The sequence below is a fragment of the Lactiplantibacillus xiangfangensis genome (assembly GCF_001438845.1).
In the GTDB taxonomy this organism is placed as follows: Bacteria; Bacillota; Bacilli; order Lactobacillales; family Lactobacillaceae; genus Lactiplantibacillus; species Lactiplantibacillus xiangfangensis.
The window spans coordinates 41,385-58,234 of the sequence record NZ_JQCL01000029.1 but is presented as its reverse complement, the minus strand read 5'-3'; the positions used below and the strand labels follow the sequence as shown (position 1 = coordinate 58,234).

The 16,850-nt window shown below is 43.8% G+C and carries 15 protein-coding genes; 11 read left to right on the top strand and 4 right to left on the bottom strand.

Going from position 1 to position 16,850, the window contains the following annotated elements:
• Positions 1-13: 13 nt before the first annotated feature.
• Complete coding sequence (locus IV64_RS02700; RefSeq protein WP_057705630.1) at positions 14-253, top strand: type II toxin-antitoxin system RelB/DinJ family antitoxin; 240 nt, start codon at positions 14-16, stop codon at positions 251-253.
• 260 nt (positions 254-513) lie between these two features.
• Entirely contained in the window at positions 514-1,707 is a 1,194-nt protein-coding gene (locus IV64_RS02695) for an MFS transporter (RefSeq protein ID WP_057705629.1), read from the top strand.
• A gap of 247 nt (positions 1,708-1,954) precedes the next feature.
• Here IV64_RS02695 and rsgA read toward each other — a convergent pair whose 3' ends face one another.
• The gene (gene rsgA, locus IV64_RS02690) at positions 1,955-3,031 is read right to left on the bottom strand and encodes a ribosome small subunit-dependent GTPase A (protein WP_057705628.1); all 1,077 of its coding nucleotides are present in this window, start codon (positions 3,029-3,031) and stop codon (positions 1,955-1,957) included.
• A gap of 269 nt (positions 3,032-3,300) precedes the next feature.
• Entirely contained in the window at positions 3,301-4,230 is a 930-nt protein-coding gene (locus tag IV64_RS02685) for a LysR family transcriptional regulator (RefSeq protein WP_057705627.1), read from the bottom strand.
• 144 nt (positions 4,231-4,374) lie between these two features.
• Between IV64_RS02685 and IV64_RS02680 the strand changes: the two genes are divergently transcribed.
• From IV64_RS02680 to IV64_RS02660, 5 genes are read left to right on the top strand one after another with little or no spacing between them, the layout of a single operon-like run.
• On the top strand, positions 4,375-5,256 hold the full coding sequence (locus IV64_RS02680) for a shikimate dehydrogenase (RefSeq protein ID WP_057705626.1): 882 nt from the start codon (positions 4,375-4,377) through the stop codon (positions 5,254-5,256).
• Positions 5,257-5,268: 12 nt separating this feature from the next.
• Positions 5,269-6,483 carry an MFS transporter gene (locus IV64_RS02675; protein ID WP_057705625.1) on the top strand — a complete coding sequence of 405 codons (1,215 nt, stop codon included), beginning with the start codon at positions 5,269-5,271 and terminating at the stop codon, positions 6,481-6,483.
• On the top strand, positions 6,483-7,244 hold the full coding sequence (gene aroD / locus IV64_RS02670) for a type I 3-dehydroquinate dehydratase (protein WP_057705624.1): 762 nt from the start codon (positions 6,483-6,485) through the stop codon (positions 7,242-7,244). Before IV64_RS02675 ends, aroD begins: the two co-directional genes overlap by 1 nt.
• A gap of 28 nt (positions 7,245-7,272) precedes the next feature.
• Entirely contained in the window at positions 7,273-8,229 is a 957-nt protein-coding gene (locus tag IV64_RS02665; RefSeq protein WP_057705623.1) for an FAD:protein FMN transferase, read from the top strand.
• A complete protein-coding gene (locus IV64_RS02660) occupies positions 8,222-10,519 on the top strand; it encodes an FAD-dependent oxidoreductase (protein ID WP_057705622.1) in 2,298 nt (765 codons plus the stop codon). The genes IV64_RS02665 and IV64_RS02660 overlap by 8 nt, the downstream gene beginning before the upstream one ends.
• Positions 10,520-10,581: 62 nt before the next feature.
• Here the strand turns inward: IV64_RS02660 and IV64_RS02655 are convergent, their stop codons facing one another.
• Positions 10,582-10,950: a pyridoxamine 5'-phosphate oxidase family protein gene (locus IV64_RS02655; protein ID WP_057705621.1), complete on the bottom strand. Its 369-nt coding sequence runs from the start codon at positions 10,948-10,950 to the stop codon at positions 10,582-10,584.
• Positions 10,951-11,106: 156 nt separating this feature from the next.
• The gene (locus tag IV64_RS02650; protein ID WP_057705620.1) at positions 11,107-12,228 is read right to left on the bottom strand and encodes an ABC transporter ATP-binding protein; all 1,122 of its coding nucleotides are present in this window, start codon (positions 12,226-12,228) and stop codon (positions 11,107-11,109) included.
• Positions 12,229-12,382: 154 nt separating this feature from the next.
• On the opposite strand from IV64_RS02650, the gene IV64_RS02645 reads away from it, so the two are divergent.
• The 4 genes from IV64_RS02645 to IV64_RS02630 all read left to right on the top strand — a co-directional run bounded on the left by IV64_RS02645 (position 12,383) and on the right by IV64_RS02630 (position 16,456).
• Positions 12,383-13,261: a helix-turn-helix domain-containing protein gene (locus tag IV64_RS02645; protein ID WP_057705619.1), complete on the top strand. Its 879-nt coding sequence runs from the start codon at positions 12,383-12,385 to the stop codon at positions 13,259-13,261.
• 144 nt (positions 13,262-13,405) lie between these two features.
• A complete protein-coding gene (locus IV64_RS02640; RefSeq protein WP_057705618.1) occupies positions 13,406-14,713 on the top strand; it encodes an ABC transporter substrate-binding protein in 1,308 nt (435 codons plus the stop codon).
• A 47-nt stretch (positions 14,714-14,760) separates the two neighbouring features.
• Positions 14,761-15,639 carry a carbohydrate ABC transporter permease gene (locus tag IV64_RS02635; RefSeq protein WP_057705617.1) on the top strand — a complete coding sequence of 293 codons (879 nt, stop codon included), beginning with the start codon at positions 14,761-14,763 and terminating at the stop codon, positions 15,637-15,639.
• Positions 15,632-16,456: a carbohydrate ABC transporter permease gene (locus IV64_RS02630; RefSeq protein WP_057705616.1), complete on the top strand. Its 825-nt coding sequence runs from the start codon at positions 15,632-15,634 to the stop codon at positions 16,454-16,456. The genes IV64_RS02635 and IV64_RS02630 overlap by 8 nt, the downstream gene beginning before the upstream one ends.
• The last annotated feature ends 394 nt before the right edge of the window (positions 16,457-16,850 follow it).

Genomic DNA, 16,850 nt, shown 5'->3' with positions numbered 1-16,850 from the left:
TGGGGTGAGAATGATGTCAGATACTGAAAAAATGAAAGACTCAATTTCTGTCAAAGTTGCTTCAGCGGATAAAAAGAGGGTTGAGGCAATTTTTGATGAGTTAGGGCTCAGCCTATCAACGGCCATTAATATCTTTATTAAGAAGAGTATTGCTGAAGGTGGATTACCATTTGAAGTCAAAGATCCGTTTTACAGTGAGGCTAATCAGGCCGAGCTTAATCGGCGTTTTAAGAAGATGGATAGTAATCAATAGTCATTCGCATAGTTGTTTAGATAACAGAGAACCCTAAATAGTGGTAATTGGATGAAACGTAAAAGGTTCGGGCAAAAATAGTCCGAATCTTTTTTTAGTAGAACCACTTGTGAAACAAGACACTGATTTTTCAGAAAACGATGGAAATTCGTTCCTACCCTTGACAAATGTAACCGTTTACTTTTATGATGGTTGTTAATACATGAGCAAATAGTGTTTTGTTACTCAATTCAAATTAAAGCAAAGCACGGGTGACTCATTTGACTTCGACAGAACGAATTAAAACGACAATTTGTTTGTACCTTGACTATCTCGTTCACGGGATGGCTATTGTGATCCTGGCGCAAAACATGACGGTGCTTGGACGCCAATGGCACGTCAATGACGCTGGTGTTTCACTGGTCATTTCATCGTTGGGGATTGGGCGCTTGTTAGTGCTATACTTAGCCGGTACTTTTTCTGACCGGTGGGGTCGCAAATTTTTTGTTCAATTAGGAATTTTAACTTATACATTATTTTTTGTAGGAATTATCATATCGCCAAACATCATCACGGCGTATTTCTTTGGAATTTTAGCGGGAATGGCGAACTCATTCCTAGATTCCGGGACTTACCCGGCGTTGATGGAGCTTTACCCTAACCGGCAAGCAACGGCTAACATTATGATCAAGGCGTTTGCTTCAATTGGTGAATTATTACTGCCAATTTTAGTTGCCGGATTAGATCATTTCAGCCTCTGGTATGGCTGGGCCTTTGTTTTATGCGTCGTTTTGATGGTCTTCAACTTTATCTTTCTACGTAACCGGACCTTCCCTAAGTTATCGACGAAGCCGGCCGAAAAAAAGACGGCGACTGGTGGGAAAACTAAGATGACGGTCAAGAAGATGATCTTGGGTGTCGTTTTAACGATTTTTGGTTACATTTCAATGTCAACTTTTTACTTAGTCAGTCAATGGTTAACGAAGTACGGTACCAGCGTTATTCACCTCGACTTGGTTCACGCGCGGATGCTGGTCAGCATCTACAGTGTTGGGTCGATTTTAGGGGTCGTTGTGACGGCACTGCTAGTTGAGCGGTTTATTAAGCCAGTCTGGTTTATGCTTGCGGATACTTGTGTTTCCTTAGTGGCACTGCTTGTCTTGACGATGGTTCCAACTTGGGGCGTTGCCCTAGTCAGTTCGTTTGTTATCGGCTGTTCCGCTGCTGGTGGGGTCATGCAATTAGGCTTAACGATTATGAGTGACGTTTTCCCACGGGCCAAGGGTCGCATTACCGGGATTTACTACACGGCGAGTGGGCTATCGTCCTTCACGATTCCGGTGTTTACCGCCTGGATCTCAGCGATTGGCATTCGTGAAATTATGTGGTTCGACGTTGCCATCGCGGTCGTTGGGGTTATCTGTAGCTTGATCGTTATCTCCTTAGGAAATCAGGAAGATCCAGTGACGGATTAGCTTGTTAGAAGAAAAGTAATAGTCAAATATAACTCAAATATAACTCAAATATAACTCAAATAGAGGATCAGAAATCATTGGTAACCGATTTCTGATCCTCTATTTTTATGGCATCTTGCTAGTCGAAACGTGCCCCAAAAGGCAGCTTGTTCCGCTTAACCCGGAATCAGGGCCCATTCCAAACCCCGGAATAATCCCTGATTCCACGTTAATGCTCACAAGCTCTTCGCCTTCTGGTCCACTCTGTTTACCGGCGCTTATTCTTCTGCCGAACCTGCTTAACGACTTGTTTCATGGCACTTTTACCACCAAACAGTCGCTCGATTTTGGCATTTTCACGCTCACGGGCCGTTAAACCTTGATAGGCGAGTTCTTGTTGCAATTTCTGGTAGCTGGCTAAGCGGTCTGCTGAGAGTTCACCAGTTGCAATCGCCGCTTGGACGGCACATCCGGGTTCCCCTTGGTGCTGGCAATCGCGAAACTTACAATTCTTTGCTAACGCCGTGACGTCGGCAAAGCTTTGGTCAAAGTTACCACTCAGAAGTTGTAATTCGCGCATTCCCGGTGTATCGATCACTAACCCACCTTGCGGCAAGACGATTAATTGGCGTGCCGTGGTCGCATGGCGGCCCTTGGCATCGTCTTCACGAATCGTTTTTGTCAGCAGGGCTTCGGTGCCTAGCAAATGGTTGATTAAAGTTGATTTGCCGACACCTGAGGAACCGATGAACGCCACCGTTTTGCCAGGTAGCAGGTAGGCGTTGACCGCATCGAAACCGGCCCCCGTCTTAGCGGAACAACTAATAACGTCGACGCCCATTGTGCTGTCGGCTAACAGGGCCATCTTAGCGTCTAAAACGGGGCACAAATCCACCTTGGTCAGTACCACGACTGGGGTGGCGCCACTATCCCAAGCCATGGTCAGGTAGCGTTCTAGTCGGCGGACGTTGAAGTCGCCATTTAACGCCATGCAAATAAAGATCGTGGTCAAATTAGCGGCAATGGCCTGTCCCTGACGGCCGGTCCCAGCCGCTGAGCGGGCCAGTAAGCTCTGCCGTGGCAAAACTTGGTCAATGACGGCCTGATCCGTTGTTGACGTGGCCGTCATTAAGACCCAGTCCCCAACCGCCGGATAGCTGGTCGGGTCCGTTAGTTGATAGTTGAGTTTGCCACTGACTTGCGCCAGTTGCTGACCTTGTTCGCTAACGACTTGGTACAAATCCCGATGTTGGGAGATGATGCGAGCTAGGGTCAGCTCGGGGGTTGCCTGAGCGAGGTCTTCAAAATAGTTAGTTAGGCCATACGTTGTTAAATTAATTGTCAATTTTATAATCCTTTCACAAGTCAGTACCCTTGTTGGTTGGACAAAAAAGGCGCAGTTACCCACTGCACCACAAAAAGCGATCCGGTGACCGTTGTCAGCCGTCGTTTCTTGCCAAGCATAAGGGTACACGAAACTAAGCTGGTTTTAAACCAACTTTTCGCAGTATCTCTTACCTTAACAAACGGCCGACATCGGCACACCACCCTTAATTTATTTATCAACAGATTAGCATGTACGTTTGAAATTTGTCAACTTCTAACGTTGAAACATTAAAGTAACTTTTCCTGACTCGTGTAATGTTTCCAGCAATAGCTGCGACTAAATTCTTGAAACCGGTGGACCGATGGCGTCAGGAAGTGGTTCCGTTTAACAATCAAGTAAATTTGATGTTGTAACGGCTGGTTGGCTAGCGGCTTCACAACGACGCTATTTTGGTCTAGCAGGGGCAAGTGTGGCATGATGGCAACGCCCAAATTAAAGTGAACGAAGCCCACCATGGTGTGGTCTTCTTCAATTTCGTAAGCCACTTTCGGCTTGACGTTGGCGGCGTCTAAAATTTGATCAATCAACGGCCGTAGCCCACTGTTTTTGGAAAACAACAACATTGGGTAGGGTGCCAGGTCCTGAATTGTGACAGCTTCTTTTTGCGCTAACGGGTGATTGGGCGGTAAAACGGCAACAATCGCTTGTTGAACGATAGGAATGAAGTCAAATAGGTTCGACGTGGGCTGTTCGCCTAGTTTGTCGACGTTAGAGGCAAAAACTAAGTCGTATTTTTCATCGGCGAGGTCCTTTAGTAAGTTGAGAGAATTTCCCTGACCAAGGTCAAAGGTAATGGCTTGATTTTGCGAATCAATTTGAAATTCGGTAATTAATTCGGGGACGAGCTGTTGTCCCATGGTGTATGTGAAGCCCAAGTTAATGTGACCTCTGTCAGGGTTCATTAATTGTTGGACGAGCTCGTTACCTTGTGATAAATCGTTTAAACTGGCGACAATATACTTCAAATAGACCGATCCAATCGGTGTTAATTTGATATTGCGGCCGTCTGGTTCGAATAATGGAACGCCAATCTCTTTTTCCAGCTTTTTAATTGCATAACTGAGCGAAGGTTGGGATATACCAAGATTCTCGGCCGCTTTTGCCATGTGTTGAGTACGGGCTAATTCTTTGAAAAATTCTAAATGCCTAAGATTCATATCAATGATACCCCTTCCATTCATAAAGAAATTCAATCGATTTAACGACTCATTCATATTTATTATATTAAAGCATTTTGCTAAGATAACAAGTGAATTGAGTAACAAATCACCAAATAAAAAATATTTTAGGAGTGGATTAACATGACAGAACGTATTGACGGACATACTTTATTAATTGGTTTGATGGCTTATCCTATTCGGCACTCGATGTCACCAACCATGCACAACAACGCTTTTGCAAAATTAGGTTTGAATTACGCATACTTAGCATTTGAAGTGGGCAACGACAAATTACCTTCTGCTATTGAATCGATCCGGACCTTGGATATGCGCGGCTCAAACATTTCAATGCCAAACAAGCAAAAGGTTATTCCTTTACTAGATAAATTAGACCCAGCTGCTGAAATGGTCGGCGCTGTTAACACGGTTGTTAACGACGACGGAATTTTAACCGGTTACACGACTGATGGGATTGGCTTTATGAAGTCTTTGGATGACGAAGGAATTAACATTCGTGGCCAAAAGATGACCTTAGCTGGTGCCGGTGGTGCTGGGACTGCCATTGCTGTTCAAGCTGCTTTGGATGGCGTTAAGGAAATGTCAATCTTTAACGTACATGATGCTGAATGGGAAAACGCTAAACGCAACGTTGCCTTAATCAACGAAAAGACTGATTGCCACGCAACCTTACATGAACTAGAAGATCGTGACGACTTTAAGAAAGAAATTCAAAGCTCATTTATTTACACTGATTCAACCGGTGTTGGGATGAAGCCTTTGGAAGACAAGACCTTAGTTGATGACCCAACTTGGTTCAACAACCCTGATTTAGTTGTCTTCGATACGGTTTACGCCCCACGTGAAACTAAGTTGATGCGGGTTGCTAAAAAAGCCGGTGTTAAGCACGTCTTTAACGGCTTAGGCATGATGCTCGCTCAAGGTGCGGCTGCTTTCAAGCTTTGGACTGGCGAAGATATGCCAGTTGATTACATTCGCCAAATCTTGTTCGATGACAAAAAATAATGAGGGTTTAATATGAAAAATAAGTATATGCCTACCGCGATAAGCTTATATCTAAACTACTTTATTCACGGGATGGGCGTTATCATCTTAGCGCAAAACATGGAGGCGCTAGCTAAACACTGGAATACCACTGTTGGTGGTGTGGCCATCGTCATTTCTTCCCTTGGGATCGGGCGTTTGATCGTATTGCTCGTTTCCGGGTGGTTATCTGATAAATTTGGTCGGAAGCCGTTCGTTGTTTTAGGGGTGATCACGTACCTGCTGTTCTTCGGTGGGATATTGGTCAGCACTTCGATCACGGTAGCTTATATTTTTGGGATTCTAGCGGGGATTGCAAACTCCTTCTTGGATTCCGGGACGTATCCAGCCTTGATGGAAATGTTCCCCGAATCTAAAGGATCCGCAAACGTTATTATTAAAGCGTTCGTTTCTTTAGGCCAATTTGGTTTACCACTGTTCGTCAGTTTCTTAGTTGCCGGCGATTTCTGGTACGGCTGGTCATTCATCTTATGTATCGTTGTCTTAATCGTCAACTTACTTTTCATGCTCTTCGCTGGCAAGTTCCCAGTTGCTAACCAAGACGCTAAGGTTGAAGAAAAAGAAGCAGAAAAAGAAGATGTTCCAGTTTCCAAAGGTAACGTCTGGTTTGATGGGACGTTATTCGTACTCTATGGTTACGTTGCACAAGCAACTTTCTACCTAGTTAGTCAATGGCTCAGCCAATACGGGACTAAGGTCGCCGGAATGGGTGATGCCGGGTCACACGCGTTAATTAGTTACTACAGTATCGGTTCAATTGTCTGTGTGTTAGTTACCGCTGCGTTGGCTAAACGCGCCGTTAAAGAAATTCAATTCTTAGGCGTTTACACGTTGATTTCATTTATTTCACTATTATTAATGTACATGTTCCCAACAGCAATTATGTGTTCCATCATGTCGTTTGTCGTTGGTTTCTCAGCCGCTGGTGGGGTTCTACAACTTGGTTTGACCATCATGTCAACCTTCTTCCCAGCAGGCAAAGGGACGATTACCGGGGTATTTTACACGGCCGGTTCGATTGCTTCCTTCACGATTCCACTGTTTACCGGGATGATGTCTACCAATATCGCTAACATCTTCTTATTCGACGTTATTATTGCGTTAATTGGATTTGTCTTAGCCGTATTGATTACCGTTCGTTACTACCACTTGTTTGGCAAGCCTAGTCAGAAGGGAGCTGTCAAGTAATGACACAACCAGTTGTTAAATTACGTAATATCAGTTTAGGTAGTGGCCGGCCAAAGTTAGCCGTTCCGATTACTGGGAAGACGACCGCAGACATTTTAGCCGCAGTTGATCCCATTAAGATGGCCGCACCAGACGTTGTTGAATGGCGGATTGACTTCTTTGAAGGCGTCACCGATGCTAAACAACTACAACAAACTGGTCAGTGGTTACGGAGTGCCCTTGGCTCAATCGCGTTATTGACTACTTTCCGGACACACGGTGAGGGTGGCGCGCTTGAATTAAGCGATGCCGACTACTTTAAAGTTTGTGAAAATGTCTTAGCAGGCAAATTTACGGATGCTTTGGATGTAGAACGTTACCATGATGAAGCAGACGTTAAAGGCTTAGTCGCTAAGGCTCATGACAACAATGTTGTTGTGATCATGAGTAACCATGATTTTGACAAAACACCTTCGAAGAAAGATATCGTTGGTCGTTTGACAAGCATGGTTGACTTCGGTGCGGATGTTGCTAAAATGGCCGTTATGCCGCAGTCAGCTGATGACGTCTTAACGTTATTAACCGCAACCAACGAAGCTCGTAAGACCTTGAGTCAACCTGTGATTACGATGTCCATGGGTGACCTTGGGAAGGTTTCACGGTTAGCCGGCGAAGTCTTTGGCTCATGCTTATCATTCGCGACGGTCGGTGCGGCTTCCGCACCAGGCCAAATCGCCTTGGACCACTTACGTCCAGAACTCGAAGATTTGAAACTTAGTTAATTAAACATGTCACATGGAGGTCAGGCAGATGGCGGTACCCCAGAAAAAGTTCGTTTCACAATTTACAATGATGGGGACCGTGATTTCCCTGACCTTATTTGAACCACGTCAGACGGCGATTGAAGCCGTCTACGACTACTTAGAACAGATGGATCGAATCTTCTCGGTTAATCGGCAGGATTCGGAGCTAAGTGCCGTTAATCAGGCCGCTGGAAAAAAGGCCGTAACGGTGAGTCCGCAATGCTTTGAGTTGATTCATGATGCATTGAATTATTCCCGTCAGCACGCTGATAGCTTTAACGTGTTGATTGGACCCTTAGTTAAACTTTGGAAGATTGGTTTTGGTGGTCATCAAGTCCCAAGTGCACCAGCGATTCAGGAACGGTTGCAACTGATGAATCTCGATCAGGTGGAACTAAACGCTACACAGCATAGCGTTTTTCTGAAACAAGCTGGCATGCAGCTGGACCTTGGTGCCATTGCGAAGGGTTACTTCGCTGATCAAATTGTGACTCAGCTGCAACAGGCTGGGATAACAAGCGCGATTGTTAACCTGGGTGGCAACGTCAAGTTGTTAGGTGCCAATCCGCTAACGGCGGATGAACGGTGGCAGGTCGGCGTCCAGGCCCCGGCCGCACCGCGTGGCTATCCCGGGTTACAAGTCGAAATGCCCGCCAAAACCGTGGTTACTTCCGGAATATTTGAACGGTACTTTGAAGTTAACGGTCACCGCTATCACCATATTCTGGATCCACAAACCGGTTATCCGGTTGAGAATCAATTGGATCAAGTTACGGTGGTTACTGACCAGTCTGAGTTGGCCGAGGTACTTTCCACGGTCACCTATTTCAAAGGTCCGAAGGCCGGTGCAGCTTTAATTGAAGAGTTGCCCGGAACTGAAGCTATTTTTATTGATCGAAAACAACAAGTAACGGTTACGAGTGGCTTAAAGCCGCGACGCAAAGGAGTGTTTTATATTGAGTAGTAAACAAGTAAAAGGCCAAGCAATGGGCCATAACGGAATTATCAACTATGAAGTTGATTTAAAAGATAATAAGATTAAAGATCTAAAGATTTTGAAGCATTCCGAAACGTCTGGGATTTTTAACCAAGTCATTGATAAATTAAAACATAATATTATTACTGAACAGTCATTTAACGTTGACACCATTAGTGGTGCGACCGTCATGACCAAAGCTTTATTAACTTCCGCTGACAAAGCGGTTGAAGGTGCCGGCATTAACGTTGTCCCAACACCAAAGAAGAAGGAAACGGCGGAAACCAAGAACTATAAAACCGATGTTTTAGTCATCGGTGGTGGTGAAGCTGGATTAGTTGCCGGCTGTCGCGCTTTAGCGATGGGACAAAAAGTCATCTTAGTTGAAAAGAACGGTTATATGGGTGGCGCCACCATTTTGAACGGTTCCAATGTTGTTGGGACGGGCTCAAACGTCGCCGCACAAATCTTTGATAACAACCATGACACACCTGAAATGTTAGCCCAGGATGTTAGTCGTGAAAGTGGCGATACCAATTATCCCGCTTTAACTGACTTAATGGTCCATAACATTGGTTCTGCCATCGACTTTGTTAGCAAGTTCGCTGATTTGCACTATCAAAAGGCGCAAACTCAGACCCCAGAACACTCAATCAATCGTCAAATCGAATTACCAAGTGCCAGCAGCTTTGAATTTATTCAAAAGGTTTCTAAAGCCTTCACTGCTGCCGGTGGGCAAATTCTGTTAGACGCACGGGTTGAAGAACTCACCTTTAATCGTCAACATAGCTTAAATGGTGTGGTTGCTAAGCAACACGATTCGACTCTTAAGATCAAAGCAAAGTCCGTTGTTTTAGCTACCGGTGGTCACGGTGCTAACCAAAAGATGCGCGGCGACGAAAGCAATGGGATCGATTACTACGGTCCAATGACGTCAACTGGTGATGCTTACCAGTTCAACGATGCATTGAACTTAGAGACCCACGACCTCGGCTGGTACAAGATCTATCCACACGGTGTTGAAGTTGAACCCGGCGTGGCTAAGTTAACGACTTACGCTTCCAAGGAAGCCACTGATATGGGTGCCCTTTACGTCAACAGTAAGGGTGAACGGATCGTTAACGAATCGAACGTTTACACCGCTTTCCGGAACGCCATTCTAAAACAAGACGACAAAGTCGCCTACTTAGTTATGGACGAACGGACTTGGAAGAAAGTTTACGACTTACTGGTCTTACATGACTTTACAGCAGAAGAAATTAAGAAGTTCTTTGCTGACCCAACGAAGCGCCCAATCTTTGTTAAGGGTGATTTGAGCACGGTTGCCAAGGAAGCTGGCATTGACGGCGCTGCTTTAGCAGCAACGATCAAACGTTACCAAGGCTTCGTTAAGGACGGCCATGACCAAGAATTTGGCCGTGATCCGAAGTACTTACACGAATTTGAAGGCGATACCTTCTACGTAATTGAACAACGGGACCGTTTTGCAACGACGTTAGGTGGTTACAGTGTCAACGCTGATAACTTACAATTATTGACCACTAAGGACGCACCCGTTGCCAACTACTTTGGTGCTGGTGAAGTCATCGGTGGTGCCAATGGTCACGATTCAATGCCAAGTATGATGAATACCTGGGGCATTTCTTCCGGGTATGTTGCCGGTGCCGCAGCTAGCGAAAATGCGAAGAAGCAAACGGCTGCTGGTGATGACGAAGCTAACATCGTTGCCGTTGTTGGGACGAACGCTTCCAAGTCATACAACCGGAAATTACTCTTTGCGATGAAAGATTTATTTGAAACTGAAGTTAACTTTGAAATTTGTGAAATTAAAGATTTACCACTTTTCAATGAAGACGACATCGATCAAGAACCAGCTAGTGTTAAGACGTTAGCTGCTAAGATTGAAGCTGCAGATGGGGTTGTCATCGGGGTTCCTGAATACGATCACTCCGTACCCGCTGCGTTGAAGAGTGCCATTGAATGGCTTTCAAGTGCTGAACATTCATTCAAGGAGAAGCCGGTCATGATCGTGGGGACTTCCCTTGGGATTCAAGGAACGGTTCGTGCCCAAATGAACTTACGTCAAATTTTGGATTCACCAGGTGTTGATGCACAAGTGATGCCAGGAAACGAATTTATGTTGCCACAAGCTGGGACGAAGTTCGATGAACATGATCATCTGAACGATGATGGTAGTGTACATTTCTTGAAGCAATGCTTTAACAACTTCTTAGATGGCCTACCAGAAAAGAAATCGGCAGCCGTTGCGACGCATTAATCTTTAAAGGCTAAAAAAATTCTTGCTACCGCTGATTTGCGGGAGCAAGAATTTTTATTTGGCTAGATTTTTTGTTCGATGTCGTCGATGGTTACGAGCAGTACGGCGCGAATCCAATCGAACTTGGCTTTCATTTCATCGTAGTAGGCGCCGTCAGTTTTAAACTGGCCGGTACCGTGAATGTGGAAGCCACAACCAGTCCCGGTTGTACCAGGAACTTTGTAGCTCCCGACGGTAATCGTGAGGTGATTATCGGTTGGAAAATCATTTTCGATTGAATGCATACCAGCTGAAGGAATCAGGAGGGTGTGGTCGTCAACGACCTTGATGTAATGACTCCAAGTGTTAACAACGTGCGCTGGATTGGCGTTAACGGTGACGATGGTTGCGGGCGTGCTGTCTTTGATAACGGCGAGAAATTTAGGATCCATTCGAAACGCTTCCTTTGTTTTTAATTACTATAATATATTACTGATTATATAGTATAGTAATTATTTGAGAGTTTTACAATTATTCAATCCTAAAAAAATAAGCCCAGCCAATTTGCGGATCTAGGGTTCCGCAAACTTGGTTAGGCTTATGAGTGATTATTTAGTTATGGCGTTGTCGATTGCAAGTTTTGACTTAGCATCGAAGAAGTGCGCTTTGTTTAAGTCAAAGCCCATATCCATCTTCGTGCCGGGTTGTTCGAAGTCCCGGGCGTTAACTTTAGAAACAAATTCGGTTTGACCGACCTTGCTGTAAAGTTGTGATTCGGCACCGAGGAGTTCTGAAACAACGATTTCGGCGTGAATGGTGTTTTCTGGGAAGGTCTCTAAGAAGGCATTTTCAGTATGGATGTCTTCTGGACGAATACCGAGAATGAAGGACTTGCCATCATAGCCGGCTGCGACCAAAGCTTTGAGGCGACCGTCTGGAACTTTGAGTGAAAAGCCATCTTTGTCATCGGTAATCTTACCGTCGTTTAAAGTAACGTTGAAGAAGTTCATGGCAGGGGCGCCAATAAAGCCACCGACGAAGACGTTAGCGGGTTTATCGTAAACTTCAGCGGGTGTCCCGACTTGTTGAATCTTACCATCACGCATAACGACGATTCGATCAGCCATAGTCATGGCTTCAGTTTGATCATGGGTCACGTAAATAGTGGTAGTGTTCAAGTCTTGGTGCAACTTGGCGATGGAAGCCCGCATGGAAACCCGTAACTTGGCATCCAAGTTAGAAAGGGGTTCATCCATTAAGAAGATTGGGGCGTCACGCACAATGGCACGACCTAAAGCAACCCGTTGCCGTTGACCACCTGAAAGGGCGGCTGGTTTCCGTTGTAAGTATTCGGTTAAGCCTAAGATTTCAGCGGCGTGTTTAACGCGCTTATCAATGTCGGCTTTGTCCTTCTTTTGGATTTTTAACCCGAAGGCCATGTTGCCGTAAACGGTCATATGTGGGTAGAGGGCGTAGTTTTGGAAGACCATGGCAATTTGACGGTCCTTTGGAGGAAGTTTGTTACTCTTCTTCCCGTTGATGACTAAGTCACCCTTGGAGATGTCTTCAAGGCCGGCAATCATCCGTAAAGTCGTTGATTTCCCACAACCTGAAGGTCCGACAAAGACGATAAATTCTCGATCCTTGATATCCAAGTTAAAATCAGTCACGGAATAGTCGTCCGCACCGTCGTATTTTTTATAAATGTGCTTTAAATTTACTTCAGCCATTTAGCTCACGTCCTCATTAGTTTTAATTTCATAACTGATTATAGTTTGAAAGCGGATACAAAGATATGCTAATCTTGAACAAAAGAAGTAAAATAATTTTGTCAGTTTGCACAAACTATTACTAAAAGTTTTACTAGTTAAGGAGTTCGACACGATGGATATTAATCAGATCAAAACCATTTTTCCTCAGGCGGTCCTCCAAGCAACGGCCGTTGATGATGACCAATACTTGAACTTTCCACTGGGGAGCGAGTGGCTGGTCCTCCCCGCAACCGGCCTAACGCCGCGCGAAATTGCGATGCTTAAGCTGTTAGTCCACGATCAAAGTTCGACCCAGACATTACTGGCAAACGGGCACCGCTGGTTTCGGCAGTTGTTTTTAGGTGAGAAGGGGCCGGCGACAACGTCCAAGCAGATGGTACGTATCATTCAAATTCAAATCATTAATCAAGACGCAACGATTCCACCTGCAAAATGGTTGGCGGCCTTTCAATCAATGTTTGAACACCCATTACTAGATGCTTTTCTAATTAGTGCGGACACGGCGATTGCGGTCGAAAAGTTAGATGGCAAAATCTTTGCCAGTGATGATTTCTTAGGAATCAGTCAGACGTTGGATAACGATTTTTACTGTGCGTCGAAGCTATATATCGGCCAGTATTGGCCGGCTGACAACCACTTGAGTGCGGTGTTTGCACGTGAACGTGAGTTGTTCCAGTTTCAAATTCAGCAGAACACGAGTCGGCGGATCTTTACCATTGCTAACAGCATATTAAAGTACTGTTTTGAAAAGCAGTTAAGCCAAAACGAACTCATTGTGCGTAGTAAGCACGAATTGCTCTCGATGCCGGACGCGCGGGCGACAATTACGACGCTATACCAAAATGGTGGCAACATCAGCAATACGGCTAAACAATTGTATGTTCATCGCAATACGCTGCAATACCGATTGCGAAAATTCCAGACGACAACGGGGTTTGATTTGAAGGATATGAACGACTTATTGTTCTGTTATTTGCTGACATTCGAGTAAAAAAGAAGGTAAAACAGGTAAAAACCGAGATTCGTTATATTTTTACTAAATTATGTGATAGAAATCCGGTTGACGCTAGTTGTAAACGGTTACATAATGGGTATTGTTAATTTAAGTTGTGGTACACAAAAGGAGGAAACAGTGATGAAAAAGTTTACTAAAGCTTTGCTCGGTTTAGGGGTGGTGCTTGCAAGTACAACGTTGTTGACCGCTTGTGGCAACTCTAACTCGGGTTCATCATCAAATGGTAAAACGACGGTAACGATTTGGGCGGATGACCCGAACTTTAACGTCCCAATTATGAAGACGGCGGTTAAGATGTATAACGCCGAACATAAGAATTCAGGCGTTACTTTCAAGGTTCAAACTCAAGGTGACTACAATACCAAGGTTCAAACCGTATTATCAGCTGGTAATAAGAAAAACTATCCAAACATTATCAAGATTGAAGATTACGGTTCTCAAAAACTCATTTCTTCTTATCAAAACTCATTCTTAACTCAAAACGTTGATTTGAGTAACTTCTCTAAATACAAGAAGAGTGTCGTTAATTACAAGGGCAAGACTTACGGTATGCCATTTGATTCCGGTGTTTCCGCATTATTCTATCGTAAAGATGTTTTCGCCAAGTATGGTGTAAAAGCTAAAGACTTGAACAACATTACTTGGGATCAATTCATGAAGTTAGCAGAAAAGGTTCATAAAGGTAGTGGCAAGAGCATCTTAGGTACTGGTGCCTTAGTTGGTGAAGATCCAGACTTAGTTCGCCAAATGCTACAATCTGCTGGTAGCTGGTACTTTGATGATTCTGGTAAATTAGATGTTAACTCAACGGCCTTCAAACAATCATTGAAGACGGTTAAGTCATTAAAAGACAACGGTTTAGTTACTGGATACAGCGACTTTAACGCTCGTAACAAAGCTCTTTACAATGGTAATAACTTAGCCGTTGTTGAAGGTGCATGGTTCTCAGCATCACTTAAAGCTGACAAGAAGTCTTCTGGCAAATGGGGTATTGCAACGGTTCCTCGTTTGACAAACGTTAAGGGTGCAACTAACTCAACTAACGAAGGTGGCTCAAGCTGGTACGCCTTAAACACTGGCAATGCCAAAGCTGATAACGCCGCTAAGAAGTTCTTAAAGACCATGTTTGATGGCAATTCTAAGTTCTACGGTAAAGTTCTCAAGGAACAAGCTGCCGTTACGACTTACAAACCAGCTATGACTAACAAAGAATGGAATACTAACGATACGTTCTACAATCAGAAGGTCAACCAATACTTCAAGCAAAACTTGAACAAGATTCCATCTGTATCATACGGTATCCACTCTAGCGAAGTTGAAAACATCTTATCTGGTAACTTAAACAATTACTACTCTGGTAAGACTAGCTTAGACGCAACCATCAAGAAGATTCAAAGTTCTTACAAGTCACAAGTTGGTAGTAACTAATCAATAATTGACTTAAATGAGATTGTCGTTTTGGGAGGGTATCAAGTATGAATGGTGTAAATGAGAGAACTAATCGGATGGGTTGGTGGTTTATCGGTCTGTCGATCGTGAGTTTCGCAGTCTTTATGATTTACCCGATTCTCAGTTCCGTAAAACTGGTCTTTTCATCACTGTCTGGTGATAGTAGTACGTTTGTTGGTTTTGGTAACTTTGTTCGGCTGTTCCACGATACAACGTTTTGGAGTTCGTTAGGAAATTCCTTCTTATTCCTAGTTGTTGAAGTGCCAATCATGTTACTATTTGCAATTATCCTAGCGGTTGTTTTGAATTCTAAGATGTTGAAATTACGTGGCTTTTGGCGGTTATTAATCTTCCTACCTTGCGTAACGTCTTTAGTTTCGTATTCTATCTTGTTCAAAATGTTATTTTCAAGCGATGGTTTAATTAACAAGTTCTTGATGAACGGCTTGCATATTATTTCATCACCGATTCCGTGGTTAACTGATCCAACGATGGCTAAAATTGTTATTATTTTAGCATTACTATGGCGGTGGACCGGCTATAACATGATCTTCTTCTTAGCCGGATTACAAAACGTTTCTGAAGAAATTTATGAAGCCGCTGAAATTGACGGTGCTTCAAAGATTCAACAATTCCTGCACATTACGTTACCAGCGTTACGGCCGATTATCTTATTTACGGCTGTTCAATCAACGATTAGTACGTTGCAATTGTTTGATGAACCAATGAACATCACTAATGGTGGGCCAGCGAACTCCTCGACCACGATTGCAATGTACATTTACAACGTTTCATTCAAGTACGTGCCAAACTTTGGTTACGCCGCTGCAATGTCATACGTTGTAATGTTCATTATCTTGATTCTCTCATTAATTCAAATGAAGGTGGCGAAGAACGATGACTAGCTCAAGAAAAGTAAGCTCGGTTCTCAAATACGTTTTTATTTTGATTATGTCTTTCATCAGTGTCTTCCCATTTGTTTGGATGGTGATCGAAAGTACGAACTCTTCAGCTGATATCTTAGCTGGGAAAATGTCGATTGGTGACCAGTTCATGGTCAATTGGCATAACGCCTTTACCCAAACGAACCTGATTGGTGACTTTTGGAACAGTTTAAAAATTGCGACAGAGGTAACGGTACTCTCAATTATCGTGGCTTCCTTAGCGGCTTACGGGTTCCAAATTTACCGTTCACGTGGTAAAAACTGGATTTATTCAATCTTTATCGCTTCCATGATGATTCCATTCTCCGTATTGATGATTCCTTTATACCGGATGGTTTCAAAATTGGGATTGGTTAACACGGCATGGGCCGTTGTCTTACCTGGGATTATGTCAGTGTTCCTGGTCTTCTTCTTCCATCAAAGCTTGGAAACGTTCCCAATCGATACGATTGAGTCAGCACGGATCGATGGCGCCAGTGAAATAAGAATCTTCTGGAGCGTGGTATTACCACAATTGCGTTCAACCTTCGCGGCTGCTGCAATTTACTCCTTCATGGGTGCCTGGAACAACTACATGTGGCCATTAATCGTATTGCAAAGTGATGATCAAAAGACCTTGCCACTATTGATTTCTGGCTTGTCCGCGAACACCAATTTCTCGATTGACTATGGTGTAATCATGATTTTAATTATTATCTCAACGATTCCAATCTTCTTAATCTTCTTGTTCTTGCAAAAGTACTTCGTCCAAGGGATGACTGGTGCAAACAAGGGTTAATGATAAGCAGAATTGCTTTAGGAGATGACTGCTAATTTAAATCTGAAGCATTAATTATTATGTTATTCATTAAAAACCAATCAAGCCCACTCCTTGAACGGCTACCCCGTGAAGGCATAATAAGCTAGTAGAATGATCAATCTCATAAAGTCTTTAAAGCGTCTAACGAGTTTTCGTCGGGCGCTTTTTTTGTTTTGAACGAAGCATTGCTGAATTAGCGGTCCAATTGATAGAAACTGGTTATTTATTAATAGGTTCAGTTACTGGTGGTGTCAGCGCCAAGTTCTGGGTAGTCATTAAATTTGGGAGGCTAATTTAGAAACAACAGTTGTTGATGCTGCTGATTTCAAATTTTCAATCTTCAATTTGAAACAAAAAGGCCGATCAACGAAAG

What these genes read in the sequence shown, in the direction of transcription:
- IV64_RS02680 (WP_057705626.1), top strand. Translation starts at nt 4,375, where the DNA reads ATGACAGAACGTATTGACGGACATACTTTATTAATTGGTTTGATGGCT.
- IV64_RS02630 (WP_057705616.1), top strand. Translation starts at nt 15,632, where the DNA reads ATGACTAGCTCAAGAAAAGTAAGCTCGGTTCTCAAATACGTTTTTATT.
- IV64_RS02665 (WP_057705623.1), top strand. Translation starts at nt 7,273, where the DNA reads ATGGCGGTACCCCAGAAAAAGTTCGTTTCACAATTTACAATGATGGGG.
- IV64_RS02650 (WP_057705620.1), bottom strand. Translation starts at nt 12,228, where the DNA reads ATGGCTGAAGTAAATTTAAAGCACATTTATAAAAAATACGACGGTGCG.
- IV64_RS02700 (WP_057705630.1), top strand. Translation starts at nt 14, where the DNA reads ATGTCAGATACTGAAAAAATGAAAGACTCAATTTCTGTCAAAGTTGCT.
- IV64_RS02635 (WP_057705617.1), top strand. Translation starts at nt 14,761, where the DNA reads ATGAATGGTGTAAATGAGAGAACTAATCGGATGGGTTGGTGGTTTATC.
- IV64_RS02640 (WP_057705618.1), top strand. Translation starts at nt 13,406, where the DNA reads ATGAAAAAGTTTACTAAAGCTTTGCTCGGTTTAGGGGTGGTGCTTGCA.
- IV64_RS02685 (WP_057705627.1), bottom strand. Translation starts at nt 4,230, where the DNA reads ATGAATCTTAGGCATTTAGAATTTTTCAAAGAATTAGCCCGTACTCAA.
- aroD (WP_057705624.1), top strand. Translation starts at nt 6,483, where the DNA reads ATGACACAACCAGTTGTTAAATTACGTAATATCAGTTTAGGTAGTGGC.
- IV64_RS02645 (WP_057705619.1), top strand. Translation starts at nt 12,383, where the DNA reads ATGGATATTAATCAGATCAAAACCATTTTTCCTCAGGCGGTCCTCCAA.
- IV64_RS02675 (WP_057705625.1), top strand. Translation starts at nt 5,269, where the DNA reads ATGAAAAATAAGTATATGCCTACCGCGATAAGCTTATATCTAAACTAC.
- IV64_RS02655 (WP_057705621.1), bottom strand. Translation starts at nt 10,950, where the DNA reads ATGGATCCTAAATTTCTCGCCGTTATCAAAGACAGCACGCCCGCAACC.